At 66.5% G+C, this 23043-nt stretch carries 27 protein-coding genes and 1 riboswitch; of the genes, 14 read left to right on the top strand and 13 right to left on the bottom strand.

Going from position 1 to position 23043, the window contains the following annotated elements; all coding sequences use genetic code 11:
• Positions 1–53 precede the first annotated feature (53 nt).
• The gene (locus tag B9C43_RS56865; protein ID WP_160096699.1) at positions 54–218 is read left to right on the top strand and encodes a hypothetical protein; all 165 of its coding nucleotides are present in this window, start codon (positions 54–56) and stop codon (positions 216–218) included.
• On the opposite strand, the gene B9C43_RS26160 is transcribed toward B9C43_RS56865, so the two are convergent.
• A complete protein-coding gene (locus B9C43_RS26160; RefSeq protein WP_084429680.1) occupies positions 215–925 on the bottom strand; it encodes a transglutaminase domain-containing protein in 711 nt (236 codons plus the stop codon). The two genes, B9C43_RS56865 and B9C43_RS26160, sit on opposite strands and share 4 nt — an antisense overlap.
• A gap of 132 nt (positions 926–1057) precedes the next feature.
• On the bottom strand, positions 1058–1357 hold the full coding sequence (locus B9C43_RS26155; RefSeq protein WP_033389493.1) for a YciI family protein: 300 nt from the start codon (positions 1355–1357) through the stop codon (positions 1058–1060).
• Between the two features lie 232 nt (positions 1358–1589).
• On the opposite strand from B9C43_RS26155, the gene trpS reads away from it, so the two are divergent.
• Positions 1590–2555 carry a tryptophan--tRNA ligase gene (gene trpS, locus B9C43_RS26150; RefSeq protein ID WP_084429679.1) on the top strand — a complete coding sequence of 322 codons (966 nt, stop codon included), beginning with the start codon at positions 1590–1592 and terminating at the stop codon, positions 2553–2555.
• A 21-nt stretch (positions 2556–2576) separates the two neighbouring features.
• On the opposite strand, the gene B9C43_RS26145 is transcribed toward trpS, so the two are convergent.
• Both B9C43_RS26145 and B9C43_RS26140 read right to left on the bottom strand, forming a co-directional pair.
• A complete protein-coding gene (locus B9C43_RS26145; RefSeq protein WP_084429678.1) occupies positions 2577–3281 on the bottom strand; it encodes a (deoxy)nucleoside triphosphate pyrophosphohydrolase in 705 nt (234 codons plus the stop codon).
• Positions 3281–3871, bottom strand: a complete 591-nt coding sequence (locus tag B9C43_RS26140; RefSeq protein ID WP_235038835.1) for a TetR/AcrR family transcriptional regulator — start codon at positions 3869–3871, stop codon at positions 3281–3283. The genes B9C43_RS26145 and B9C43_RS26140 overlap by 1 nt, the downstream gene beginning before the upstream one ends.
• A gap of 136 nt (positions 3872–4007) precedes the next feature.
• Between B9C43_RS26140 and B9C43_RS26135 the strand changes: the two genes are divergently transcribed.
• Both B9C43_RS26135 and B9C43_RS26130 read left to right on the top strand, forming a co-directional pair.
• A complete protein-coding gene (locus B9C43_RS26135; protein ID WP_084429677.1) occupies positions 4008–5183 on the top strand; it encodes a cytochrome P450 in 1176 nt (391 codons plus the stop codon).
• 66 nt (positions 5184–5249) lie between these two features.
• Positions 5250–5441, top strand: coding sequence for a ferredoxin (locus B9C43_RS26130; protein WP_033389487.1), 192 nt, complete (start codon positions 5250–5252; stop codon positions 5439–5441).
• On the opposite strand, the gene B9C43_RS26125 is transcribed toward B9C43_RS26130, so the two are convergent.
• Positions 5438–6766 carry a sensor histidine kinase gene (locus B9C43_RS26125; RefSeq protein WP_407657120.1) on the bottom strand — a complete coding sequence of 443 codons (1329 nt, stop codon included), beginning with the start codon at positions 6764–6766 and terminating at the stop codon, positions 5438–5440. The two genes, B9C43_RS26130 and B9C43_RS26125, sit on opposite strands and share 4 nt — an antisense overlap.
• The gene (locus tag B9C43_RS26120) at positions 6763–7467 is read right to left on the bottom strand and encodes a response regulator transcription factor (protein ID WP_033389485.1); all 705 of its coding nucleotides are present in this window, start codon (positions 7465–7467) and stop codon (positions 6763–6765) included. Before B9C43_RS26120 ends, B9C43_RS26125 begins: the two co-directional genes overlap by 4 nt.
• A 139-nt stretch (positions 7468–7606) precedes the next feature.
• Here B9C43_RS26120 and B9C43_RS26115 point away from each other — a divergent pair, with 139 nt between their 5' ends.
• Genes B9C43_RS26115 through B9C43_RS26105 form a run of 3 tightly spaced genes read left to right on the top strand, consistent with a single transcriptional unit; the run spans position 7607 to position 10481 of the window.
• Positions 7607–8689, top strand: coding sequence for a LolA family protein (locus tag B9C43_RS26115; RefSeq protein WP_084429676.1), 1083 nt, complete (start codon positions 7607–7609; stop codon positions 8687–8689).
• A gap of 50 nt (positions 8690–8739) precedes the next feature.
• Entirely contained in the window at positions 8740–9648 is a 909-nt protein-coding gene (locus B9C43_RS26110) for an ABC transporter ATP-binding protein (RefSeq protein ID WP_051896968.1), read from the top strand.
• Entirely contained in the window at positions 9645–10481 is an 837-nt protein-coding gene (locus B9C43_RS26105; RefSeq protein WP_033389478.1) for an ABC transporter permease, read from the top strand. Before B9C43_RS26110 ends, B9C43_RS26105 begins: the two co-directional genes overlap by 4 nt.
• Here B9C43_RS26105 and B9C43_RS26100 read toward each other — a convergent pair.
• From B9C43_RS26100 to B9C43_RS26090, 3 genes are all read right to left on the bottom strand, one after another.
• The gene (locus tag B9C43_RS26100; RefSeq protein ID WP_235038834.1) at positions 10443–11444 is read right to left on the bottom strand and encodes an ABC transporter ATP-binding protein; all 1002 of its coding nucleotides are present in this window, start codon (positions 11442–11444) and stop codon (positions 10443–10445) included. The genes B9C43_RS26105 and B9C43_RS26100 overlap by 39 nt on opposite strands.
• Positions 11445–11473: 29 nt before the next feature.
• Positions 11474–12985 carry an ABC transporter permease gene (locus tag B9C43_RS26095; RefSeq protein WP_143446588.1) on the bottom strand — a complete coding sequence of 504 codons (1512 nt, stop codon included), beginning with the start codon at positions 12983–12985 and terminating at the stop codon, positions 11474–11476.
• A 20-nt stretch (positions 12986–13005) separates the two neighbouring features.
• Positions 13006–14049 carry a thiamine ABC transporter substrate-binding protein gene (locus B9C43_RS26090; RefSeq protein ID WP_160096697.1) on the bottom strand — a complete coding sequence of 348 codons (1044 nt, stop codon included), beginning with the start codon at positions 14047–14049 and terminating at the stop codon, positions 13006–13008.
• Positions 14017–14130, bottom strand: a riboswitch (TPP riboswitch). Its footprint overlaps the gene before it by 33 nt.
• Positions 14131–14154: 24 nt before the next feature.
• Between B9C43_RS26090 and B9C43_RS26085 the strand changes: the two genes are divergently transcribed.
• From B9C43_RS26085 to B9C43_RS26075, 3 genes are all read left to right on the top strand, one after another.
• The gene (locus tag B9C43_RS26085) at positions 14155–14466 is read left to right on the top strand and encodes a 4a-hydroxytetrahydrobiopterin dehydratase (protein ID WP_084429673.1); all 312 of its coding nucleotides are present in this window, start codon (positions 14155–14157) and stop codon (positions 14464–14466) included.
• A gap of 127 nt (positions 14467–14593) precedes the next feature.
• Complete coding sequence (locus tag B9C43_RS26080) at positions 14594–16114, top strand: N-acetylmuramoyl-L-alanine amidase (protein WP_084429672.1); 1521 nt, start codon at positions 14594–14596, stop codon at positions 16112–16114.
• Positions 16115–16233: 119 nt separating this feature from the next.
• On the top strand, positions 16234–17595 hold the full coding sequence (locus tag B9C43_RS26075) for a M20/M25/M40 family metallo-hydrolase (protein ID WP_084429671.1): 1362 nt from the start codon (positions 16234–16236) through the stop codon (positions 17593–17595).
• 50 nt (positions 17596–17645) lie between these two features.
• Here the strand turns inward: B9C43_RS26075 and B9C43_RS57630 are convergent, their stop codons facing one another.
• The 4 genes from B9C43_RS57630 to ychF form a co-directional block, all read right to left on the bottom strand.
• Positions 17646–17798: a hypothetical protein gene (locus B9C43_RS57630; RefSeq protein ID WP_185845564.1), complete on the bottom strand. Its 153-nt coding sequence runs from the start codon at positions 17796–17798 to the stop codon at positions 17646–17648.
• A gap of 54 nt (positions 17799–17852) precedes the next feature.
• Positions 17853–18242 carry a VOC family protein gene (locus tag B9C43_RS26070; protein ID WP_084429670.1) on the bottom strand — a complete coding sequence of 130 codons (390 nt, stop codon included), beginning with the start codon at positions 18240–18242 and terminating at the stop codon, positions 17853–17855.
• 43 nt (positions 18243–18285) lie between these two features.
• The gene (locus tag B9C43_RS26065) at positions 18286–18858 is read right to left on the bottom strand and encodes a DUF4360 domain-containing protein (protein WP_084429669.1); all 573 of its coding nucleotides are present in this window, start codon (positions 18856–18858) and stop codon (positions 18286–18288) included.
• 244 nt (positions 18859–19102) lie between these two features.
• The gene (ychF, locus tag B9C43_RS26060; RefSeq protein ID WP_084429668.1) at positions 19103–20176 is read right to left on the bottom strand and encodes a redox-regulated ATPase YchF; all 1074 of its coding nucleotides are present in this window, start codon (positions 20174–20176) and stop codon (positions 19103–19105) included.
• Between the two features lie 67 nt (positions 20177–20243).
• Here ychF and B9C43_RS26055 point away from each other — a divergent pair, with 67 nt between their 5' ends.
• Genes B9C43_RS26055 through B9C43_RS26040 form a run of 4 tightly spaced genes read left to right on the top strand, consistent with a single transcriptional unit; the run spans position 20244 to position 23022 of the window.
• Positions 20244–20555: an ArsR/SmtB family transcription factor gene (locus B9C43_RS26055; RefSeq protein WP_084429667.1), complete on the top strand. Its 312-nt coding sequence runs from the start codon at positions 20244–20246 to the stop codon at positions 20553–20555.
• On the top strand, positions 20552–21043 hold the full coding sequence (locus tag B9C43_RS26050) for an SRPBCC family protein (protein WP_084429666.1): 492 nt from the start codon (positions 20552–20554) through the stop codon (positions 21041–21043). Before B9C43_RS26055 ends, B9C43_RS26050 begins: the two co-directional genes overlap by 4 nt.
• Positions 21044–21085: 42 nt before the next feature.
• Positions 21086–22528, top strand: coding sequence for an AlkA N-terminal domain-containing protein (locus B9C43_RS26045; RefSeq protein ID WP_084429665.1), 1443 nt, complete (start codon positions 21086–21088; stop codon positions 22526–22528).
• Complete coding sequence (locus B9C43_RS26040) at positions 22525–23022, top strand: methylated-DNA--[protein]-cysteine S-methyltransferase (RefSeq protein WP_084429664.1); 498 nt, start codon at positions 22525–22527, stop codon at positions 23020–23022. Before B9C43_RS26045 ends, B9C43_RS26040 begins: the two co-directional genes overlap by 4 nt.
• The last annotated feature ends 21 nt before the right edge of the window (positions 23023–23043 follow it).

The raw sequence follows: 23043 nt of genomic DNA, 5'->3' as shown, positions 1-23043 counted from the left end.
GATCAAGAAAGGTTACCCTAGCCTTACTTCGACCCGTCAAGGTTGGAGCGTGCGTGGGCAAGAAGATCAAGGCCAAATACGTGGGCAAGACGCCCGCGGAAACCGTGCGCAACCTCATGAAGGCGGGCAAGGTCAAGAAGAAGTGCTGCAAGTCGAAGGACCGCTGCGGCAAGTGCCCGGTTCTCGCGTTGCGCAAAGCCAAGCAGATCGCCGCCTAGACCGGCGCCCACCTGCTCAGCACCGGATCTGCCAGCACCCTGACCGGCGTGCACAGGGTTTGCCCGTGTTTCGCGAAGAGTTCATCTCGTGACGAGTACCTGCCGAGGTCGGTGAGCACGGTCGCCGACAGGTCGCATGCCGTGCACGTCACACCGTCCCAGTCGACCGCGGTACGCGACAGCGCGTCGAAGAGCGTCTCTCCGTCGGCATTGGTGAAGGCGCCACACGCACTTCGTGACGGCAAGCTGCCGAACAGTTCGGCAGCGCCAAGCCATGTCTCGTCTACATAGAACTCCGGCCACGCCAGCACAACCTGGGACGGCACGGCGTAGCGGAAGCGCCGGAAGCGCGGGTACCAGAAGCGACCGTCGACAACCAGACCTCGCACTCGCGTCGGAATGCCGTAGGCACGCGCGACGGCCTCAAGCACGGCAAGGCGTTGGCTGCATGAGCCACGGCCACGTTGCAGCGTGCGCGAAACGGGTTGGGTGTCGTTCAACGCATACACCGGACGCACGGTGGAAGCGATCAGCTGGTGCGCGGAACGGAGAAGATCAAGTGGCTTGCCGGCGGGGACGCGGGAAACCAACGCGTTGACCCGCGGGTGATCCCAGTCCACCACTCGGGTGACCGCAAGATCACCGTCGGCGACCAATTGGCTGGGACGGCGGTCACGCCACCACGGCGTCACCAGAAGGCAGGTCATACCTCGATTATGCCAGGATAAAGTAAACGTTTATTCAAAAGCCCATTTCCGGATAGGTCGGCCCGGACCGGCAGGCGGTCGATCCGGGCAGTTCGGTGCATACCGAAACTTTTCGTACCGACATATTTCTCGCTAGCTGGCCAGCGCCTCGTTGACCCTGGACATCTCCGGGGCTGTCCGGGTCGCCTCGAACTCGACGACCTCGTGCCGGACCATCCGCGCCATCTCGAGCGGATCCGTGGCCAGCAAGGCTTCCAGCTTGGCTCGGGGCATCGGACGGGTGATGATCACCCGGCCGGTCTTGCTCGGCTGACGGCCCGAGCACAGAAAGTGCCCGGCGTCATAGTGCCTGCTGAGCCATTCCATATGATCAGGCAGCAGATAGTCGATCTCTTCTATTGGCGCTTTGTAGGCCAGCATCACGATGTACATGCGATTTACGGTACGCCTGGCATAGCGCTATCGGAATCAAATCAGCGCCGCATATACGCGTTCTTTATGCGGCCCTGCTACCCTCGGGCCATGCACAGCAGCACCCAGATGTGGTGGGCCGCCCCAGGCGGCCGACTCGCTGTGCGCTGAGTGCCACAGGCCGCCCCGACCGGGCGGCCTTTTTTGTGTCTCCCGGCGGCGGCCCAAGTCCGTTCAAGAGGGAGGACACACCATGACCAGACTGTCCGGGATCACCCCGTCCGGGCGCGTCCACGTGGGCAACTACCTGGGAGCGCTGCGGCGGTGGGCCCGTGAGGGCGCGGCCGAGGACCTGTACTTCGTCAGCGACATGCACGCGATGACGACGGCGTACAACCCGCAGCGCCTCAGAGCGCTCAGCAAGGAGATGCTCGCCGTGCTGATCGGCTCGGGCATCAACCCGCGGAGCGTGTTCGTGCAATCCGATATCGCCACCCAGCTGTCCACGCTGACCTGGGTCTTGGAGTGCACGTGCACGTTCGGCGAGGTGTCACGGATGACCCAGTTCAAGGAGAAGTCCACCGGCGCCAAGACGATACGGCTTGGCCTGCTGACCTATCCGGTGCTGATGGCCTCGGACATCCTGTTGCCGGGTGCGGACGAGGTCCCGGTCGGCGACGACCAGGCGCAGCACGTCGAACTGGCGCGGGCGCTCGCCCGGCGGTTCAACACCACCTATGGCGAGGCGTTCGTCGTGCCGAAGGCGGTGATGCCGAAAGTGGGCGCGCGCATCCGTGACCTGGCCAGCCCGGACCGCAAGATGGCCAAGTCCACACGGGACGAAGCCGGCGTGGTGTTCGTGCTGGACGAGCCGGACATGATCAGGCGCAAGTTCCGGCGGGCGGTGACCGACACGGCCGACCGGGTCGAGTACCGGCCGGAGCACCAGCCGGGCGTGGCGAACCTGCTGGAGATCCTGGGCGCGTGCACCGGGCAGTCGCCGAAGAAGGCGGCCGAGGGCATCGGCTCCTATCGCGTACTGAAGGAGACCGTGGCCGACGCGGTCATCGAGGAACTGCGTGACGTCCGCAAACGCACCCAGGACCTGTTGGCGGATCCGGCCGGGCTCGATCGGATCCGGGCGACCGGCGCCGAACGGGCCGCCCAGCGCGGCGCGCATCGGCTGGCGTCCGTGCTCCGCCTTGCCGGGATCGGTTGAAGATCACGTGCCCTCGTGGGCCTAACCGTCCACGAGGGCACGGAAGACCGGCAGCAGAATGCGATCCGCGGGCAGCCACTCCACGTCGTCCAGTTCGTCGCAGCTCAACCAGCGCACCGCCTCGTGCTCAACCGCCACCGGATCCGAATCGGTGGACGCCTGGTAGATCCGCAGCAGTTTTCCGCCTGGCAGAACGACATCCGGCCCGATCGCGGCGCCGGGTGACACCTCGATGCCGAGTTCCTCCTGGCATTCCCGGCGAACAGCCTCTTCATCGGTCTCGCCCGGCTCGACGCGACCGCCCGGCAGCTCCCACATTCCCGCGACTTCTTCCGGGAAAGCCCGCTGCTGAGCCAAAATCCGGCCGTCGCGGACAATCGCGGTGCCCACGATCACGGGCGCGTCGGCCAGTTCGACGGCCCGCGCCCGAGTGCCCTCCGCAACCGAGCCGAGCAACGACAACACCGGTCGGCGTACTGCGATCCCGTCCACGAAAGCGTTGGGCGACAACCAGGACAGCTCACACGTCAGCAAGGTCCCCGCTGCCGTCGAGGCACACGTCCCGGTCAGCCGCGCGGCTCGGAACGTCCTGCCGGGCAGCACAGCGGCGATCTTGCCCGCTGATACCGAGACCAGGTGCGCACGCTTGGAAACGAGCTCGATCCACGCTCCGGCAACGGTTCGGGCAGGTGCTTCGATGAGGGCCGTGGTGCGCAGCGCGGGCATCAGGCGCGCACCAACGGCAGGAAGACCTGGTCGACGATCTCCTCGATGACCTCGTCCGGCACGTTCGGTCCGCCCGCGTACTGCAGGATCTCGTTGCGTATCAAGTCCAACGGCAGCGTCCGCAGCCGTTCCGGCAGCCCGCCACGGGCCTCGCCGCGCGCCTCGGCCCGCTCCAGGATTCCGTGCATCTGCTTGGGTTTCAGCAACGCCAGCCGCTCGCGGATCTTGGTCTTCAGTTCCTCGTTCGTGCCCGCGTCGGCCAGCACCCCGAAGACGAGGTGCAGCATCGCGGGCGTGGCGCGATCCGCCGTGCGCCGCAACAAGGCGATCACGTCGGCGCGCAGGCTGCCGGTGTCCGGGACGTCGATATCGGACGCGGCGAGTTTGAAGTACGCGTCGATGATCAGGTCCGGCCGCCCGGACCATCGCCGGTACAGCGCGGCTTTGCTGGTTCGTGCCCTGATGGCGATCCGTTCCATGCTCACCGCGGTGTAGCCGACCTCGGCCAGCTCTTCGATAGCGGCTCGCAGGATCGCGTCCTCGAGCGCCTCGCCGCGCCTGCGTGGTCCTTTCCGGTGATCAACCTGCACGCCGCAAAGCATAGTCACACGCACCACAAAATGGCCGATGACCTGCAGATTCATCGACCGAAAAGCGTTGCGCCGATTAATTCAACGCGCGTAGAGTTATTGCCATGGTAGTGGTAACAAGCCACAGGGGGAAGAAATGATCACTTACCCACAGGCACGGACCTGCCCGTATCACCCCGCACCCGGCTATGACGAGCTGCGCGAAGGCCCTCCGCTGCGCAGAACACAGCTCATCAACGGCCAGGAAGCGTGGGTCATCTCGGGGTACGAGCAGGCACGCGCGCTGCTGGCCGACTCGCGAGTCTCATCGGACCGCACCAACAAGGGCTTCCCGATGATCATGCCGCCCGCCATCGCGGCCGTGCAGACCTCGCCGAACCGGCCGTTCATCGTGCGTGACGACCCCGAGCACAACCGGGTCCGGCGCATGCTGATCTCGGAGTTCACCGTCCGGCGGCTGAAGGAGCTCCAGCCGGAGATCGAGAAGATCGTGCACGCCACGATCGACGCGATGCTCGCCGCGGGCCCGCCCGCCGACCTGGTCACCGCGTACTCGCTGCCGATCCCGTCGCTGGTGATCAGCCGGATGCTCGGGGTGCCGTGGGAGGACCACGAGTTCTTCCAGCGGCAGACCAGGACCATCGTGCAGTCCAGAGACCCGAAGGACTCGGGCGAGGCCGTCGGATCCCTGCTGGCCTACTTGTCCGCGCTGGCACAGGACCCGCCACCGGGGTTGATCGCGCGACTGAAGGAAGAACAGGTCGGCACCGGCGCGATGTCCCTCGATGACCTCGTCGTCACGTCGATGCTGCTGCTTGGCGCGGGCCACGAGACCACGTCGTCGATGATCTCGCTCGGCGTGATCACCTTGCTCGAGCACCCGGACCAGCTCGCGGCGCTCCGGTCCGACGCGGGCACGGTGGCAGGTGCGGTGGAGGAACTGCTGCGGTACCTGACCATTGTGGAGACCGCATTGCTCAGGGTGGCCGTCGAGGACATCGAGATCGCCGGTGAGGTCATCAAGGCGGGTGACGGCATCGTGTTCGCGGCCAGCATCGTCAACAGGGACCCGGCCGCGTTCGAGCACCCGGACCGGTTCGACGTCGCCCGGCAGGCCAACCACCACGTCGCCTTCGGCTTCGGCGTGCACCAGTGCCTCGGCCAGAACCTGGCCAGAGTGGAACTGCGGCTGGCCCTTCCGACGTTGTTCGAGCGGGTCCCGGGGCTGCGCCTCGCCGTACCGGTCGACGAGCTGGACCTGCGACCGGCCACGACGATCCAAGGGGTCAACGCACTGCCGGTGACGTGGTAGCCCGCGTTTCCTGACATTGTGCTGACAAGGGCGTTCTCCAGGCGCGACTAGTGGTAGGAGTGGGATATGCACGTAGAAGGTGACCGGGATGTGTGCGTCGGCGCGGGCATGTGTGTGCTGACCGCACCCGAGGTGTTCGACCAGGACGACGACGGCATCGTGATGGTGCTGCACGAGGAGCCGAGCGCGGACGAGGAGTCCGTGGTGCGCCAGGCGGCCACGTTGTGCCCGTCCGGAGCGGTCAAACTCCTCTCCTAGAGGGACTTCCAGCGGACCTGGAACCGCGCGCCCCCGTCGGGCGACTCGGTGACCAGGACGGTCCCGCCGCGCCGTCGGACGAGTTCGGCGACCAGGGCGAGCCCCAGGCCGGATCCGCCGGTCTGCCTCGCCCGGTCGTCCTGGACCCGGTAGAACCGGTCGAACACCTTTTCCCGATGCTCAGGGGCGACGCCTGGGCCGTCGTCGTCCACGACCAACCGGATGGCCCCGCCCGCAGGCAACACCCCGACGGTCACGTGAGCACGCGCGTACAGCACCGCGTTGCGTAGCAAGTTGTCCAGTACGAGGTCCACTTCGGCCGGTGCGGCCAGAACCCAGGCCGATCCGGTCGGCGCCTGCAGCGTCACCCGTGGTGTTTCGGTGGTACAGCGGGAAATCGCTGCCTCGGCCGCCGCGACCAGATCGACCGGTTCCGCGGCAGGCACCTCACCCGCGTCCGACCGGGCGAGCGTGAGCAACCCGTCCACCAATGTGGACAGCCGGACCGACTCGTGCACGATGTCCGCCAGAACCTCCTGGGACAGCACGGGATCCGGGTTCGCCACGGCGACCTCGGCCTGCACCCGGATGGACGCGACCGGGGACCGCAGCTCGTGTGCGGCGTCGCCGGTGAAGCGCCGCAAGCGTTCGGTGGCTTCGTCCCGGCGATCCAACAGGGAGTTCATGCTTTCAGCCAACGACCGCAGCTCGTCGTGCGAGTCGGGCAACGGAAGTCGTTGGCCAGCAGGCAATCGGGATGCTGCGACCCGCATGCGTTCGACCGGGCGCAGCGAGGACCGCACGGCGAACCACGTGGCGATCCCGGTCGCGGCGGCGCCGAGCACACCGGCGAGCAGCAGCCAGTTCAGGCCAACGTGTTGCGCCTGCTGGTAACCCGCGAGTCCGGCGCCCGCGACGACCAGCCTTTGCTGGCCGTCAGGCGCTGTCACGACCGTGCCGATCCATCGCGTCGGCGGGTCGTCCGAGTACTGCAGGACCGGCTCGGCGCCCTTCAAATCCCGCAGCGCCCACTCCTTCAGGCCGGGATCCGGCAGGTTGTCCTTGGGCGTTCCAGCCGTGTCGAGCACCCTGACCTGCACGTACGGCGTGTCAGGATGCGGTATCCGGCCCGCGGCGACGTCCGCGATCGCGGCGTCGAGGATCGGCTGCAGCTCCCGGTCCGCCGAGTTGATCAGCAGCCCGCCGATGCCACGACCGCTGAACCACGCCAACGCCAGCAGGATGATCAGCGTCGCCGCGGTGGCCATGGTCGCGATGCGAAACCGTACGGATCGGCGGAACCACGCCTCTTTGACTTTGCTCACGGACCCATCACTGCGTCGATCTCGCCGGTGGACGCCAGATAACCGTGACCACGGACCGTACGGACGATGGACCCGGCGCCGACCGCGTCGAGCTTGCGCCGCAGATAGCCGACGTACACCTCGACGGCGTTGCGTGTCGCCGCCTGCTCGTCACCCCAGACGGCCTTGAGCAGCTCGTCCTTCGTGACCACTGAGCCCGCGCGGCTGGCCAGTACGTCGAGCACGGCGAACTCCCGTGGACTGAGCGACACGGGCTCACCGGACATGCTGACCTGCCGCGCGGCCCGGTCCACTACGAGCTCCCCCAGCCGGAGCCGTTGGCCGGAGCCCTCGACCGCGCCTCGTCTCAGCAACGCCCGTACCTGCGCGACCAGCACCACGAACGAGAACGGTTTGACCAGGTAGCCGTCGGCACCGAGGTCGAGCCCGTCGGCCTGGTCGATCTCACCGTCCTTGGCCGAGACCAGCAGCACGGGCGTGCGGACGCCCTCTGCTCGCAGCGCCTGCAGCACGCGATAACCGGACAAACCCGGCAGCATGATGTCGAGCAGGATGGCGTCGAACGACCCGGTCCGCGCGATCTGCAGCGCGCTCGGGCCGTCCGCGGCCACCACCACGTCCATGCCTTCGCCGGTCAGGCCACGCTGCAGCGCCCGGCGCACGCCCGGTTCGTCGTCAACCACCAGAACCCGAGGTCTCACGCGCACAGCATGCCTGTCTCTCAGCTTTCCAGCCGGGATTTCTGAGCTTTCTCTCAGCGTCTCAGCCTCATCTCAGGTGCTGGCAGGCAGTCTCTGTCTTGCGGGAACATCACATGACGCGACAACGGGGAGTTGGAAGATGAACACCAAGAGGACGGCATTGGCCGTCGCGGGGGCGGGCGTTCTCGCCGGCGTGGTCGGGCTCGGTGTACTGGCCCTCCCAGCCGGCGCCGACGAGCCGCCCCCGGTGCTGCCGCAGATCAGTGCCGAGCAGCTGGTCGAGTCGGTGGCCAACGCCAAGATCCCGGCACTGGCCGGCAAGGTCTCGGCGCAGGAGAACCTCGGCCTGCCGATCAAGCTGCTCGACGGCATCGGCTCCGCGTCGGTCTGGGCCGACGGGCAGAACCGGTTCCGGGCCACGCTGCCCGACCGCACCTCGGAGAAGACCTTCGTCGAGGACGGCGGCACGGCGTGGATCTGGGACTCGGCCGAGAACACGGTCACCAAGGTCCCGCACGGCCAGGAGGCCACGCCCGAGAAGCTGGCGGGCAAGGACCCGGCGACCATCGGCAAGGACCTGCTCGGCCTGGTTCGCCAGTACAGCGACGTGAAGGTGGACGGCACCGCACGCGTGGCCACGCGCCCCGCGTACGAGCTGGTCGTCACGCCCAAGCCGACCGAGCGGACGCTGCTGCGGGAGATCCGGGTCGCGGTCGACTCGGAGACCCGCCTGCCGCTGCGGCTGCAGGTGCTGGCCAACGGGCAGGCCGACCCGGCGCTGAAGGTCGAGTTCACCGAGCTGACCGTGGGGCCGCAGGACGCGAACCTGTTCAAGTTCACCCCGCCGCCGGGCGCGACGGTCAAGGAGCGCACGGACTCCGACGTGCCGCCCGACCCGGCCAAGGCGCGCAAGGGCATGGAGGACTTCCTGAGCGGGCTGAACCTGCAGTTCGTCGGCGAGGGCTGGGACACCACCGCGGTGGCCAAGCTGCCGGGTGACCTGAACTCAATGCTCGGCCAGGCCAAGGGCAACGGCCGTGGCCAGGGCATGGACGTCAACTCGATGCTGAAGTCCTTCGCCAAGGAGGTCTCGGGCCCGTACGGAACCGGGTACGTTTTCAGCACCAAGGTGGCGACCGCCCTGGTCACCACCGACGGCCGGGTGGCGGTCGGCGCCGTCCCGGAGCAGGTGCTCACCGAGGCCATCGGACAGGTTAAGTGACGTTCGCTGAAACAACCGGGGTGGGCACGGCCGAGGCCGTGCCCACCCCCATGTTGGCCGCAAGAACACGCGGCCTGCGCAAGCTCTACCGCAGCACGGTCGCGGTCGACCACGTCGACCTCGACGTCCCGGAGGGTTCAGTGCTGGGGATGCTCGGTCCGAACGGGTCGGGCAAGACCACGACCATCCGGATGATGCTCGGCCTGACCACGCCGACCGCCGGTGAGATCGAACTGTTCGGCGCCCGCTTGCCTGAGGCCGCCCAAGCAGTGTTGCCGCAGGTCGGCGCCCTGGTCGAGGGCCCGGGCTTCCACCCGTTCCTCTCCGGGCGGGAGAACTTGCTGCGCTGCGCGGCGGCTGAGCCGCTGCTGAAGTCGTCGGCGATCGCGGGCGCGGTCGACGAGGCTCTGGAGCGCGTCGGCCTGGCAAGTGCGGCAAACCGGCGCTACCGCGGCTACTCGCTCGGCATGAAGCAACGCATGGGTTTGGCTGCGGCCTTGCTCGTGCCACGGCGGTTCGTGGTGCTGGACGAACCGACGAACGGCCTCGACCCCGCAGGCACCCGGGAGGTCCGTGCGGTGATCGCGGACCTGCACGCGGCCGGGACGACCGTGCTGGTGTCGTCGCACCTGCTGTCCGAAGTGGAGGCGACGTGCACCCACGTTGCCGTGCTGCACCAGGGAACCGTGGTCGCCCAGGGCGAGCTCAAGGACCTGCTCGAGGCGTCGAACGCCGGACTGCTGGTGTCCACACCGGAGATCACGGCAGCTGTTGACGCGTTGCGGGACAACAGGATTCCCGCTCGGGCAGTGCCCGACGGCCTGCTCGTCGACCTGACCGCGACCACAGCTCCAGAGGTGGTGGCGACGTTGGTGCGTGCCGACATCCCGGTGTACGAGGTGCACCGGCAGCGCACCGGCCTCGAAGACCTCTTCGCGCAGCTCACGGAGACGTCATGACCACGCTCGCGCCGGTGAGGGCGCCCATCTTCCGGTTGCTGCGCTCCGAACTGCGCTGGATCTACCGGCGGCCGAGGACGTTGATCCTGCTCGGGCTGCTGGCTTTGTACCCGATCGTGTTCGGGATCGGCACGCAGGTGATCGACGACCCGGTCCAGGCGACGCGTGACCAGTCGATGGTCGCGACCGTGGCCGGGAACGCGTTCATGCTGCCAGTGCTCGTGTTGTCCACGACCATGGTGTTCTTCCTGCCGCTGGGCACGACCATCACGGCATCGGACGCGCTCGCCGGTGAGGCTTCGCACGGCACGTTGCGCAGCTTGTTGCTGGCGCCGGTGAGCCGGGTCCGGTTGTTGGCCGTGAAGGCTTTCGGCGTCGCGGTCGTGTCCGCGGGCGCGGCACTGACGACCGCGATGATCGCGTTCATCACGGGCTTGATCATCGCGGGGCCGGACAACCTCGTGTCCATCTCCGGCTCGACACTGTCGGTGGGAGAAGGACTTTGGCGAGTGCTGGTCGCCACCGGGTGGGTCATCGTGCAGATGTGGGCGATCGGCGCGATCGCGCTCGCGGTGTCCGCCACGACCGAGCACCCGCTGCTGGTGATGGCGTCGGTGATCGGCGGGCTGTTCGTGTTCGGCCTGCTCAGCCAGATCCCGGTGCTCAACTGGATGGACCCGTTCCTGATCACCGACAGCTGGAACTACATCGTGGACTTCCTTCGTGACCCGATCCCGCCGGACAACCTGGTGATCGGCTTGCTGCGGGCGGTCTGCTACATCGTGATCGGCTACTCACTCGCCCTTGCCCGGATGGTCACCAAGGACAGCTAGACCGTCCGGGTCGAGCCTGAGCGTGACCGGCTGACCGGGTTCGGGGGCGTCCGCGATGCCCGCGACCGCGTCCACCTCGCGGTGTTCCAGCTTCACCAGGAGCCGGACGTGGTCGCGACGGTGCACCCGCCCGCTCACTTCGCCGTGCAGCGGTCCGTTCGGGTCGGCGACGAGTGCGTTGGGGCGCAGGCCGATCTGGTGACGGCCGTCGGGCGCCCAGGGGATGCGGACCTCGCCGAGATCGAACCTGGCCGTGCCGTTCCTGATGTCCGCCCGCATGATCGTGCCGCAGCCGAGGAAGATCGCGGTGGCTTCGTCGACCGGGTGCCGCCAGACCTGTTCCGCGGTGCCCGTCTGGACGATCTTTCCTTTGCGCATCAAGGCGACCCGGTCGGCCAGCGTGAACGCTTCGTCGTGGTCGTGGGTGACCACTAGCGCCGACGTTCCCGCTCTCCTGAGCAACCTCGCCAGATCCAGTGCGAGTTGTTCCCGGAGAGCTCGGTCCAGCGCCGACAGCGGTTCGTCGAGCAGCAGCAGTCGTGGTCTTGGAGCAAGCGCCCGGGCAAGTGCGACGCGTTGCTGTTCGCCGCCGGACAGCTGCGTGACCCGTCGTTTCTGGTAGCCGGTGAGACCGACAAGATCGAGCAGCTCGTCGACCCGTCGCGGGTCGGAGATCTTGTGCATCCGCAGGCCGAACTTGATGTTCCCGGCGACGTCCCGGTGCGGGAAGAGCTGGCCGTCCTGGAACACCAGGCCGATACCGCGCTTGTGCACCGGCATCTTGGTCAGGTCCTCGTCGCCCCACAGGATCGCGCCTTCGGCTTGCGGTTCGAGGCCCGCGACCGCCCGCAACAACGTCGACTTGCCGCAGCCGGAGGGGCCAAGGAGGGCCACGACTTCCCCGCTGCCGATGTCCAGGTCGACGTCGTCAACGGCGGTCAGCTGTCCGAATTGGACCGTCATGTTCCTTATGGCAAGGCTCCGGATCCGCATCAGAACTCCTCCACCGTGGTCCGGAAACGTTCGATCAGGACGGCGACCGCGATCGTGACCACCATCAGCAGGGTGCAGGCGGCGTACGCCATCTGGTTGTTCAGCTCGCCAGGCCGCGAGATCAGTCGGCCGATAGCGATCGGCAGAGTGGGCGCGTCCGGTCTCGCCAGAAAGCTCGTCGCACCGAACTCGCCAAGGGCGACGACGTAGCCGAAGGCCGCCGCGGTCACCAACGACCGCCCGGCCAACGGAAGATCCACCTCAAGCCACACTCGTACTGGACTGGCGCCCAGCGTGCTCGCGGCCTGCCTGAGCCTGTCGTCGATGGATCTCAAGACCGGCAGGAGGATCCGGATGATCAGCGGAGTCACCACGATCGCCTGCGCCAACGGGACCAGGAGCGGCGAGGTCCTCAGGTCGCCGGGCAGAGCGTCCAGCGTGATCAGATAGCCGAAGCCGACCGTGACCGCCGACACGCCGAGCGGCAGCATCATGGCGACGTCGACGAGCTCGGCCGTCTTGCCCAGCTGCGTCAACGCGACCGACGACAGCACGCCTAGAACAAGCGCTAGCAGGGTCGCGTCCGTGGCCGTGCTCAACGAGTTGATCGCTGCCCGGAAACCGGTGACTTCCAAGCTGTTGTCGTGCCCGGTGCCGGACAGGGCTGCGAAACCCTCCACACTGGACTGACTGATCAGGCTGACGATCGGGGTGAGCAGCAGCACGATCACGGCGTACGCGATCCCGACGACGATCCACTCACCGCCCACCGGCCTGCGCGCGGTCTCCTGACGTCCACGCAGTTTCAGCGCCGCCTGCCGCCTTTTCCGAGCCACGGCACCGATGACGAGAGCCGTGACCACGGCCGCGAGCTGGAGGATCGAGAGCGCGGCCGCGCCAGGCAGATCGAACAGCTGGACCGTACGCAGGTAGATCTCGGTTTCCAAAGTCCGGTACTCGGCACCACCCAGGATCAGCACAACGCCGAAACTGGTGCTGCAGAAGAGGAAGACGACCGCAGCAGCAGAACCGATGGCGGGGGTGAGCGCGGGCAGCGTAACCGCCGTGAACGCCTTGATCTTGGTGGCACCCAGCGCCCGCGCCGCGTCCTCGGCGCGCCGGTCCGTGTTCGCCCACAGCCCGCCGACAGTGCGTGCCACCACGGCGACGTTGAAGAACGCGTTGGCCAGGATGATCGACCACACGCCGCCGTCCGGCATCAAACTGCGGAACGCCAGCCCCACGACGACGGTCGGAAGTACGAACGGCACGAGCACGATCGCCTGTATGGCGGCTTTGCCAGGCAGCTTGCACCGAGCGAGCAGGAACGCCAACGGCATCCCGGCGGCGATGGCGACCACTGTGGACGCCGCGGCCTGCCCGAGCGTGAACGCGACCAGCTGCCAGGTGTCGGGGCTGGTGAGCGTGACGAGCATCTGGGCGCGCGCGCCAAGGCCGATGATCGCCACCACCGGCCACGCGAAGAACAAGGTGAGAAATCCCAGTGGCACAAGGGCCACCAGGACGACGCCTAGCCTTGGACGAGCGAGCGCCACTGGTTGACCCAGTTCTCCCGGTTGCGGTCGACGTCCTGAGCGGGCAGCGTCGCCTCGACGTCGGTGGGCATCGGTGCCGACTTCTGCCACGCCTCCGGCAACGAGACACCCTCACGCGCGGGGTAGACGTACATCTGGTCCGGCACCTCGGCCTGGAACTGCTGGGACAGCATGAAGTCGAGGACCTTCTTGGCACCCTCGGGGTTCTTGGCACCCTGCAGCACGCCCGCGTACTCGACCTGGCGGTAGCAGGTCTCCAGGAGCGCCTTGGTGTCCGGCGTCGCGGCCGGGCTGGAGGCGTAGGAGACCACGAGCGGGCGCGTGCCCTTGCCGGTGCCGGAGAACTCCTGGTTGTAGGCCTCTTCCCAGCCGCTGACGACCTTGACGCCGTTGGCCTTCAGCCTGGTCCAGTACCCCTGCCAGCCGTCCTCGCCGAAGTGCAGGATGGTGCCGAGCAGGAACGCGAGCCCTGGCGAGCTCGTCGCAGGACTCTCGACGACGAGCATGTCCTTGTACTTCGGGTCAGCCAGGTCCTCGAACGTCGTGGGCTCGGCGACACCTTTGAGGCCACTCGTGTGGACATTGACACACACGTCGCCGATATCGATCGCCGTCAGCCGGTTGGTCGCGTCGAGCTGATAGCGCTTGTTCGCGCCCTGCGCCTCGTAAGGCTGGAACACGTTCTCGTTGAGCGCCCGCGACGCGAATGTCGAGTCAACCCCGTAAGCGATGTCACCAATCGGGTTGGCCTTCGTCAGCACAAGCTGGTTGGTCAGCGCGCCCGCGTCACCGGACTTACGTACCTCGACCTTGATCCCGCTGGTCTTCTGGAACTCGTCGAGGAGTTCTTTCCGGACAGCGAAAGAATCGTGCGTGACCAGGGTGACAGGCTGTTGGCCCTGTTGGCCGGTTTGCTGCGGCTGCTGCTCGGTGGCGAGCGAACACCCCGCCGTGACCAGCGCGAGCAGGGCAATTGCCGTTCGAAGCACTGTGCGTTCCTCCCGTCCCTGCGCCGGCATGACCCGGATCAGGTTCATACGGTCGAGGGCTGGTTCGCCCTCCTCTCAGCCCGGTTGCACCGGACTCCCGTGGCAGAACCGTGAGCATAGATGCACGATGGACCAATGGCCGAACTGCTGACTGACGAAGAGCTGACCTCGGCGCTGGACCACCTGCCGTTGTGGCGCCGGGAAGGGTCGACGATCGTGCGGAGTGTCGAGCTCGCGAGCTTCCCGCAGGCGATCCAGGCGGTGAACCGGGTAGCGGAGATCGCGGAGAACGACGACCACCACCCCGACATCGACATCCGCTGGCGAACGCTGACATTCGTGCTGAGTACCCACTCGGCAGGCGGTCTGACCGCCAAGGACACCGCACTGGCCACCGAGATCGACGCCGTCATCGACGCCGTCCACCCCGGCACGGCCGAGGCCTGACCGCTGCGGACCATCGCCGATCGCCCGACCGGGCGCATTCGGTCACGACTCGAGCGCGAGCTGCAACAGATCATCGGCACCCGCCGATAGCCTCCGGGAATCTTCAACCACTTCCTGGGGGTACGCGGTGCGTTCCTTAGTCGTCCTCTCCCTGACCGCCGTCCTGGCTGCCGGGCTGCCCGCCACGGTCACGCAAGCCGAGGAGGACCATCCCGGCCTGCAGATCGTGTCGTTGGACGGTGATCAGATCACCGGCAGACAGTTCGCGATGGTCGCCTTACGCGGCACGGAGGACCTGCCGGACAACGTCGAGATCCAGGTGCAACGCCCGGACGGCGAATGGGGGCCGTGGCAGCCACTGGAGACCGACCACGCGATCGACAACAAGACTGAGCCGCTGTGGGTCGGCGACTCGACCGGGCTCAGGGTGCGCGGCGCCGATCAGCCTGGGTTGTCCGTCGCATTGGTCGACCCCGGTCCTGAGGACGGTATGCGGCGCGAAATGCCGGTCCACACCAGGGAACCGGTCGTCATCAGCCGGGCGGGATGGGGCGCGGACGAGTCGGTCCGCGAGGCCTGCTTTGCCCGCCAGGGCATCGGCGTCGAGTACGCGACCACGATCAAAGCGGCGACCATCCACCACACCGCGGGCACGAACGACTACACGCCGGGTGACTCCGCGCGGATCGCACGTGGCGTCTACCTGTTCCACGCGATCGACCGCGACTGGTGCGACATCGGTTACAACTTCCTGGTCGACAAGTACGGCCAGGTCTTCGAGGGCCGCATCGGCGGGCTGGAGTACCCGGTCATCGGCGCGCACGCGGGCGGGTTCAACCGGTTCACGTTCGGCGTCTCGATGATGGGCACCTACTCCACCGTCGCACCGAGCGACGCTCAGCTCAACGCGGTCGCGGCGGTCGTCGCCTGGAAGCTGGCGGGCAACTACCGGCTCTTCAACGGTTCGACCACATTGATCTCCGCAGGCGGCGGGACGTCCAAGTATCCCGCGGGCACAGCCGTCACGCTGCCGACGATCTTCGCGCACCGCGATGTGGGCAACACCGACTGCCCGGGCACAGTCGCGTACAACGCGATGCCGACGCTGCGGCAGAAGGTCGGCAACCGGACCGGGTTCTGGCGTGGCGGCCCGATCTGGCACAAGTGGACCGAAGCAGGCGGCGAGGCGGGCCCGCTGGGATCGCCGTATCGCGTGGAAAGCAAGACCGGCAGGGACGGCCGCTACACGACCTTCGCCAACAACACCAAGTCGATCTACTGGTCCGCGGCGACCGGTGCGGCCATCATCGGCGGTGCGATCCGTGACAAGTGGGGCCAGCTCGGCTTCGAGATGGGCGCGCTGGGCTTCCCCGTCACCGACGAGTTGACCACTGCGGACAACGTGGGGCGCTACAACAACTTCGAGCTCGGCAACGGGTCGATCTACTGGTCCGAAGCGACCGGCGCGCACGCGGTGCTCGGCCCGATCAAGCAGCACTGGGTCAACCTGGGCGCGGAGCAGTCGTACCTCGGCTACCCGACGAGCGACCAGTACGAAACCACTGGCGGTCTGCGCAGCGACTTCCAGAACGGTTACGTGTTCTACAACACGGCGACTGGCGAAACCTCGGATCACCGCAACTCTTGATCGAGTAGCCACTACCTCCGATCGGCCCCGGGTAAAAGGGCCGATCGGAGGTTGTTCGTGGCCTGAACATGCCGTTTAGCTACCGGGAACGGGGGATTCACGGAAGCGAGGGATGTTTCATGGCTGATCTGAGCAGACGTCGTGTGTTCACCGGTGCGGTGGCACTGGCAGGGGCTGCGACGATCGGACTCAATCCGGTCGCGGCCGCACAGGCGACGCGGCAGCGCACCGGCGCCCAGCACTCGCCGTCATTGAACTTTGGCGACTACCCCGTGGTCGCGCGCGTCCGGGCGCGCCGTGCACTCGAGCACCTCCGTGTGCTGAGCGACAAGATCGGGCCCCGTATCGCTGGGACAGAAGGCGAACTGCGCGCCAAGGACTACATCGCACGGGTGCTGCGGGACCTGCGGTACCAGGTCACGTTGCAGCCGTTCAAGATCGCGGACAAGTTCCTCGGCTCGGTCCGTGTCGGCAAGGACACATGGCAGACCGGTTCCTCCCCGCAGGGCCTGCAGGACGCGACGCGTGAGGGCGTCGTGATCGATGTCGGTGACGGGTCGGCGATTCCGGCCGACGTGACAGGAAAGATCGTGTTCATCGCGGCGGTCACGAACGTCGCCGACGCGTATTTGACTGCCGCCCAACGAGGTGCGGCGGCCGTGCTGCTCGGCCGGATCGGGGCGGACCCGCTGCGCAGGCTCTCCGCGTTCTCACCGACCTTGCCGACACCGGTCACGATCCCGGTGCTTGGCCTCGCACAGGTTCAGGCCGAGCGGTTACGCGCGCGGCTTGCCAAAGGCACCGTCACGGTGAAGGTCTCGTCGGTTCAGCACAAGAACCTGACTTCGTACAACGTAATCGCCGAACGTCCGGCGACATTCCACAACCCTGACAACAAAGTCGTCATGGTGACCGCGCACTATGACAGCGTCCCAGGTTCACCGGGCGCCAACGACGACGGCAGCGGCACCGTGTTGTGCCTCGAGCTCGCCCGAGTATTGCGGTATCTGCCGACGAACAAAGCGATTCGCTTCGCATTGTGGGGATCGGAAGAGTACGGGCTGATCGGCTCGCGGCACTACGTGTCGCAACTGTCCGAACCGGACATCAAGCGGATCGCCGGTACGTTCCAGAACGACATGGTTGCCACGGCTTACGACCCCGCGCACATCTATTGGCTGCTGTCGGTCGACGGCGCCAACAACGCGACCACGCAAGCCGTTGCCGCTGCAGCGAAGCGCCTCGGCTACGAGCCGCGGACCAAGGGCCCGGTTGCCCGTGGTTCCAGCGATCACGTGCCGTTCCACGAAAAAGGAGTGCCGGCAGCCAACTTCAGCTGGCGCGGCGAGGGCGGGCCGGCTTTGCTGGAGCCGACTTACCACACGCCTGAAGACACCATCGCGGACAACATCAGCCTTGAGCGCCTTCAGGTTTCGCTCGAGCTGATCGGCGCAGCGGCATACGACCTGCTGCGTCACTGACAGGGGCCGGGGCCCTGCCGGACACGTCGGCAGGGCCCTGGTTTGCTTGGCTAGTAATAGGTCTTGCGGCCGATCGGACGGCCGACGGCGCCGAGCACCGTGAGGATCAAGCCGATGACCAGCAGGATCCCGCCGATCGTCGTCAGGATCGAGATACCGGCTAACAAGCCGATTACCAGCAGGATCGCACCGAGAATAATCATGACACCTCCATGGGGACCTGCCTAAGGAGTTGCCACGGGCCGCACGATCGAAACCTATGCTTGTTGCACGCTCTGCCAAAGGCCCAGCAGGTTGCCTTCAGTGTCCTTGAAGTACGCCGAGTACCCCATGTCGCCGACAGCGACCTTGGGCGTGACGGTCTGGCCACCGAGCTTCTCGATCCTCTGCAGCGCCTCGTCGACATCCGGAACGTCGACGACGAGCACCGGCGACGTCACCGGGTTGATGCCCCGTTCGAACATCCCACCGTTGATGAACCCTGGCTCGGTGGGCCCGGTCTGCGGATCGGACGGGCCGGAGGAGACCATGTTGTACTGCAATTCCGGCAAACCCATGATGGCCCAGCCGAAAGCCTCCTGATAGAAGCCTTTCGCGCGATCCGCGTCATCGAACGGGATCTCGAAGTGCACAACTCTGCCACTCATCGCTTTCGCCTCCCGGTGTCAGGCACACGACGGTAGACCTGCTTCAGCATTTGCGCCAGGACAACCGGAACGTCGAGGAAACGCTGCTGTCGGTGGAGTCCATGGTCATGAAACTCGTCGCGGACTTTCCCACCACCCGCAGCTCAGCGTTGACAGTCAACGGTTTCCGCTGCCGGCACGGTCCATGCAGGACATCCCCGGGAGGTAGCTGATCGGTGGCCTGCCAGTTGTCACTCAACGGCCCGGGGTATGCGTGCGAACTGTGCCGGGTCGGCATACCGGGGAAAAAGTAATGCCCCTTCATGATTCCCCGTGAACCCGCACCAATGTGCGCGAACCCCCGGTAATCGGTCTGCGCGATGCCATAGGTGTAGTCATCCGGATGGTTGACCCGCAAACTGATCTCACACGTCCTACGCACGTCGGAACCGTGCGCCTGAACGATGAAATCGCTGTAGGTAACCGTGAACGCCTGATTGTCCAAGGACATCGCGACGGCGGCACTCCCCGCCGCGCACCCGTCCCCCTTGAGACTCAACACCTCGATCGTCACCGGCGAAGGCGGCGGGACCACCGCGGACAAGGCGAGCACGGCCGCAGTCAACGCGTTGAGCATGGCAACCTCCTGGGCGACGGCGGCACGCTATCGCCCAGGAGACAACCAAGAACACCGCCGGACAGCCCTGCCACACGTGCCCCGATCAGGCGACCGTCACGGAGTACCTGGCAAAGGCTTCCGAACCGCTCAAGAACCTCTACGCGGACCTTGACGCCCAGCTCATGGCATTCGGCGAAGGTTTCATTGGACGCAGCACAACCTGCGCCCAATGAAAGTAACAACCTGCGACGGATCGTTACAGTCAGACGTTGAAGCGGAACTCCACGACGTCGCCATCGGCCATGACGTAGTCCTTGCCTTCCATCCGGACCTTGCCCGCGGACTTCGCGGCGGCCATCGAGCCTGCGGCGACGAGGTCGTCGTACGAGACGATCTCGGCCTTGATGAAGCCGCGTTCGAAGTCGGAGTGGATGACGCCGGCGGCCTGCGGGGCGGTGTCGCCCTTCCGGATCGTCCAGGCGCGGGCCTCCTTCGGCCCGGCGGTCAGGTACGTCTGCAGGCCGAGGGTGTGGAAACCGGCGCGTGCCAACGAGTACAGGCCGGGCTCTTCCTGGCCGATGGACTCGAGCAGTTCGCGGCGGGACTCCTCGTCCAGCTCCAGCAGTTCGGCCTCGACCTTGGCGTCCAGGAAGACCGCGTCCGCGGGTGCGACGAGCTTTTCGAGCTCCGCGCGCCGCGCAGGGTCGGTGAGCACGGTCTCGTCAGCGTTGAAGACATACAGGAAAGGCTTGAGCGTCAACAGGCTCAGCTCACGCAGCAGCGTTGCGTCCACGCTCGCAGAGAACAGCGTGCGGCCGGAGTTGAGGACTTCCTGCGCGTTCTGCGCGGCTTCCAGGGCCGGCCGCGCTTCTTTGCGAGTGCGCGCTTCCTTTTCCAGGCGGGGCAATGCTTTTTCGAGCGTCTGCAGGTCTGCGAGGATCAGCTCGGTGTTGATCGTCTCGATGTCGCTCGACGGGTCGACCGTGCCGTCGACGTGGATCACGTCGGGGTCGTCGAAGACGCGGATCACCTGGCAGATCGCGTTGGCCTCGCGGATGTTGGCCAGGAACTTGTTGCCGAGCCCCGCGCCTTCCGACGCGCCCTTGACGATCCCCGCGATGTCCACGAACGACACGGTCGCGGGCACGGTCCGCTCGGACGAGAAGATCTCCGCCAGCTTGTCCAGCCGCGGGTCGGGCAGCGGGACGACGCCGACGTTCGGCTCGATCGTCGCGAACGGGTAGTTGGCCGCCAGCACATCGTTGTTGGTCAGCGCGTTGAACAGGGTGGACTTGCCGACGTTCGGCAGGCCGACGATCCCAAGGGTGAGGCTCACGACGAACCAGTCTAACGACCCTGAATATCTGCTTGTTTGTATATACGCTTCTTGTTATGTTCCCAGCGTGGACGTGTTCGAGGCGATTGCCGAACCCAACCGGCGGGTATTGCTGGACCTCCTGGCGAGCGGTGAGCGATCAGCGGGTGAACTGGTCGCCACGCTGCCGCACCTGACCCAGCCCGCGGTGTCGCGGCACCTGCGAATACTCCGCGAGGTCGGCTTGGTCGAAGTGCGCCCGGACGCCCAGCGCCGCATCTACGCGTTGCGCGCCGACGGCCTGGTGGAGATCGACCGCTGGGTCAGCCGGTACCGGCGCTACTGGGCCGATCACCTCGACGCATTGCATCAGCACCTGGCCAATCAGGAGGAGACATGACAACTGAACCGCTCGGCACCCTGACCACTGATGGCGAGCGCGCCGTCATAACCTTCGTGCGGCGCCTGCCGTATCCGATCGAGACCGTCTGGGCAGCGATCACAGACCCCTCGCAACGCGCCGCGTGGTTCGGTGAGACCACCATCTCGGACGGAACGATCGAGATGATGCCGTCCGGCGCGCCCGCGCCGCCGGAGATGAAGCGAATGACCGGCCGCATCCTCGTGTGGGATCCGCCGCGGGTGCTTGAACACGAATGGCGCCAAGGCATCGTCGAGGACAGCGTGGTCCGCTACGAACTCGTCCAGGACGGCGACGAGACGATCCTGACTTTCACACACCGCGGCATGACCATGCGCAACGCACAAGGCTTCATTCCCGGCACGCACGCGTTCCTCGACCGCCTCGAAGCGCACCTCGGTAGCGAAGAACTACCGCGTTGGAACGAGCGCTACGAGCAACTCGCCCCCTCCTACGGCCATGTCTGATTTCCGCTAGTACCGTCCCCGCGGTGGACGTACGGTCGATGCATGTTCGTTGACGAGGACCGCGGATACCGCGCCGTCGCCTCCCGGGATCCCCGGTTCGACGGCCAGTTCATCCTGGCGGTCCGCACCACCGGGATCTACTGCCGGCCATCGTGCCCGGCGACCACCCCGAAGCGCCGCAACGTCGAGTTCTACGCGACCGCGGCAGCAGCGCAGGCGGCTGGTTACCGCGCTTGCCGTCGTTGCCTGCCGGACGCGGTGCCTGGCTCGCCGGAGTGGAACCTCCGGGCTGACCTGGCCGGACGGGCGATGCGGCTGATCTCGGACGGCATCGTGGAGCGCGAAGGCGTGACCGGCCTGGCCACGCGGCTCGGTTACTCGGAGCGGCACGTCACCCGGATGCTCACCGCAGAACTCGGCGCGAGCCCGTTGGCACTGGCCAGGGCACATCGTGCGCACTCCGCGAGGCTGCTGATCGAAACCACGACGCTGTCGTTCGCGGACGTGGCGTTCGCTGCGGGCTTCGCGAGCATTCGCCAGTTCAACGACACGATCCGGGCCGTGTTCGCCGCGACCCCGACCCAGTTGAGGGTCGGCGCGAAACGCCACCGTCCACTGTCGACAGCGGGAAAGGTCAATCTGCGCCTGGCATTCCGTCAACCATTCGACGGCACGGGCATTCTGGACTTCCTGAAGTCCCGTGCTGTCAACGGAGTCGAGGACGCCAGCGAAAACTCCTACGCGCGAACGCTCCGCTTGCCGCACGGCACCGGCACGGCCCGGATGCATCCAAGCCCGGACCACATCGATTGCACGCTTCGCTTGTCGGACATGCGAGATCTCGGCAGCGCGGTGGCACGACTGCGTCGGCTGTTCGACATGGACGCCGACCCGTGCGCGATCGACGAACTGCTGTCCACAGACCCCGCGCTGGAACCGTCTGTGCTGAAAACGCCGGGCATTCGCGTTCCCGGCAGCGTCGACGGCCCGGAAATCGTGCTCCGCGCCCTGATCGGCCAGCAGATCTCGGTCGCAGCGGCCCGTACCGCGCTCAGCCGTCTCGCCTCGGCATTGGGCGAACGCCTCGAAGTGCCCGATGGGTCTTTGACAACGCTGTTCCCCACGCCTGAGGTGATCGCCGAGCATGGCGCCGAAGTGCTGACCGGTCCACGTAAACGCATCGAGACCATCATCGCCGTCAGCTCCGCAATCGCCTCCGGTTCCCTGGATGTGCACGTCGGCGCGGACCCGGACGAGCTCACGGCGGCACTGGAGAGTTTCAGCGGCATCGGCCCGTGGACTTCGGGATACGTGAAGATGCGTGTGCTTGGCTCCCCTGACATCCTGCTCCCCGGTGACGTCGCCTTGCGCAAGGGAGCCTTGAAACTCGGTATCGCCGACCTCGCCACGAGGTCCGCGGCGTGGGCGCCGTGGCGGTCGTACGCGGGCATGCACTTGTGGCGAGCAGACTCGAGGGAATCATGACTTCATACTCCACAGTAGATACAACGATCGGCCCGTTCACCGCGGTGGTGCGAGACGACGAGGTGATCGCCTCGGGCTGGACAGCCGATGTCAACGCGCTGATCAGCCTGATCCACCCGTCACTGCGGCCTTCCGAGGTCCACTCGCGACCAGACCTCGGCCTGGTCACCAAGGCTGTGCTGAAGTACCACGCGGGAGACGTGCGGGCGATCGAGGACGTGCCGGTGAACCAGCGTTCTGGCGAGTTCATCCAGCACGCGTGGAAGGTGCTGCGGACCGTTCCTGCCGGGGAGCCCGTGACGTATGCCCAGTTCGCTGAGCTGGCTGGCCGGCCTTCGGCTGTCCGGGCCGCAGCAAGCGCTTGTGCACGCAATCCGGTCGCGCTTTTCGTGCCGTGTCACCGGGTTCTGCGGACGGATGGGACGATCGGCGGCTTCCGCTGGGGCCTGCCAGCCAAGCGCTGGCTGCTGGACCACGAAACCACCAAGCCCTGACCAGCGGAAACCCAGAACTGT

The sequence above is a fragment of the Kibdelosporangium aridum genome, from assembly GCF_900176515.1.
Lineage (GTDB): Bacteria > Actinomycetota > Actinomycetes > Mycobacteriales > Pseudonocardiaceae > Kibdelosporangium > Kibdelosporangium aridum.
The sequence above is the reverse complement of the archived record's forward strand: the minus strand, read 5'-3'. Positions and strand labels throughout refer to the sequence as shown.

What these genes read in the sequence shown, in the direction of transcription:
- B9C43_RS26160 (WP_084429680.1), bottom strand. Translation starts at nt 925, where the DNA reads ATGACCTGCCTTCTGGTGACGCCGTGGTGGCGTGACCGCCGTCCCAGC.
- B9C43_RS26155 (WP_033389493.1), bottom strand. Translation starts at nt 1,357, where the DNA reads ATGTACATCGTGATGCTGGCCTACAAAGCGCCAATAGAAGAGATCGAC.
- trpS (WP_084429679.1), top strand. Translation starts at nt 1,590, where the DNA reads ATGACCAGACTGTCCGGGATCACCCCGTCCGGGCGCGTCCACGTGGGC.
- B9C43_RS26145 (WP_084429678.1), bottom strand. Translation starts at nt 3,281, where the DNA reads ATGCCCGCGCTGCGCACCACGGCCCTCATCGAAGCACCTGCCCGAACC.
- B9C43_RS26135 (WP_084429677.1), top strand. Translation starts at nt 4,008, where the DNA reads ATGATCACTTACCCACAGGCACGGACCTGCCCGTATCACCCCGCACCC.
- B9C43_RS26130 (WP_033389487.1), top strand. Translation starts at nt 5,250, where the DNA reads ATGCACGTAGAAGGTGACCGGGATGTGTGCGTCGGCGCGGGCATGTGT.
- B9C43_RS26115 (WP_084429676.1), top strand. Translation starts at nt 7,607, where the DNA reads ATGAACACCAAGAGGACGGCATTGGCCGTCGCGGGGGCGGGCGTTCTC.
- B9C43_RS26110 (WP_051896968.1), top strand. Translation starts at nt 8,740, where the DNA reads ATGTTGGCCGCAAGAACACGCGGCCTGCGCAAGCTCTACCGCAGCACG.
- B9C43_RS26105 (WP_033389478.1), top strand. Translation starts at nt 9,645, where the DNA reads ATGACCACGCTCGCGCCGGTGAGGGCGCCCATCTTCCGGTTGCTGCGC.
- B9C43_RS26100 (WP_235038834.1), bottom strand. Translation starts at nt 11,444, where the DNA reads ATGACGGTCCAATTCGGACAGCTGACCGCCGTTGACGACGTCGACCTG.
- B9C43_RS26090 (WP_160096697.1), bottom strand. Translation starts at nt 14,049, where the DNA reads ATGCCGGCGCAGGGACGGGAGGAACGCACAGTGCTTCGAACGGCAATT.
- B9C43_RS26085 (WP_084429673.1), top strand. Translation starts at nt 14,155, where the DNA reads ATGGCCGAACTGCTGACTGACGAAGAGCTGACCTCGGCGCTGGACCAC.
- B9C43_RS26075 (WP_084429671.1), top strand. Translation starts at nt 16,234, where the DNA reads ATGGCTGATCTGAGCAGACGTCGTGTGTTCACCGGTGCGGTGGCACTG.
- B9C43_RS57630 (WP_185845564.1), bottom strand. Translation starts at nt 17,798, where the DNA reads ATGATTATTCTCGGTGCGATCCTGCTGGTAATCGGCTTGTTAGCCGGT.
- B9C43_RS26070 (WP_084429670.1), bottom strand. Translation starts at nt 18,242, where the DNA reads ATGAGTGGCAGAGTTGTGCACTTCGAGATCCCGTTCGATGACGCGGAT.
- B9C43_RS26065 (WP_084429669.1), bottom strand. Translation starts at nt 18,858, where the DNA reads ATGCTCAACGCGTTGACTGCGGCCGTGCTCGCCTTGTCCGCGGTGGTC.
- B9C43_RS26050 (WP_084429666.1), top strand. Translation starts at nt 20,552, where the DNA reads ATGACAACTGAACCGCTCGGCACCCTGACCACTGATGGCGAGCGCGCC.
- B9C43_RS26045 (WP_084429665.1), top strand. Translation starts at nt 21,086, where the DNA reads ATGTTCGTTGACGAGGACCGCGGATACCGCGCCGTCGCCTCCCGGGAT.
- B9C43_RS26040 (WP_084429664.1), top strand. Translation starts at nt 22,525, where the DNA reads ATGACTTCATACTCCACAGTAGATACAACGATCGGCCCGTTCACCGCG.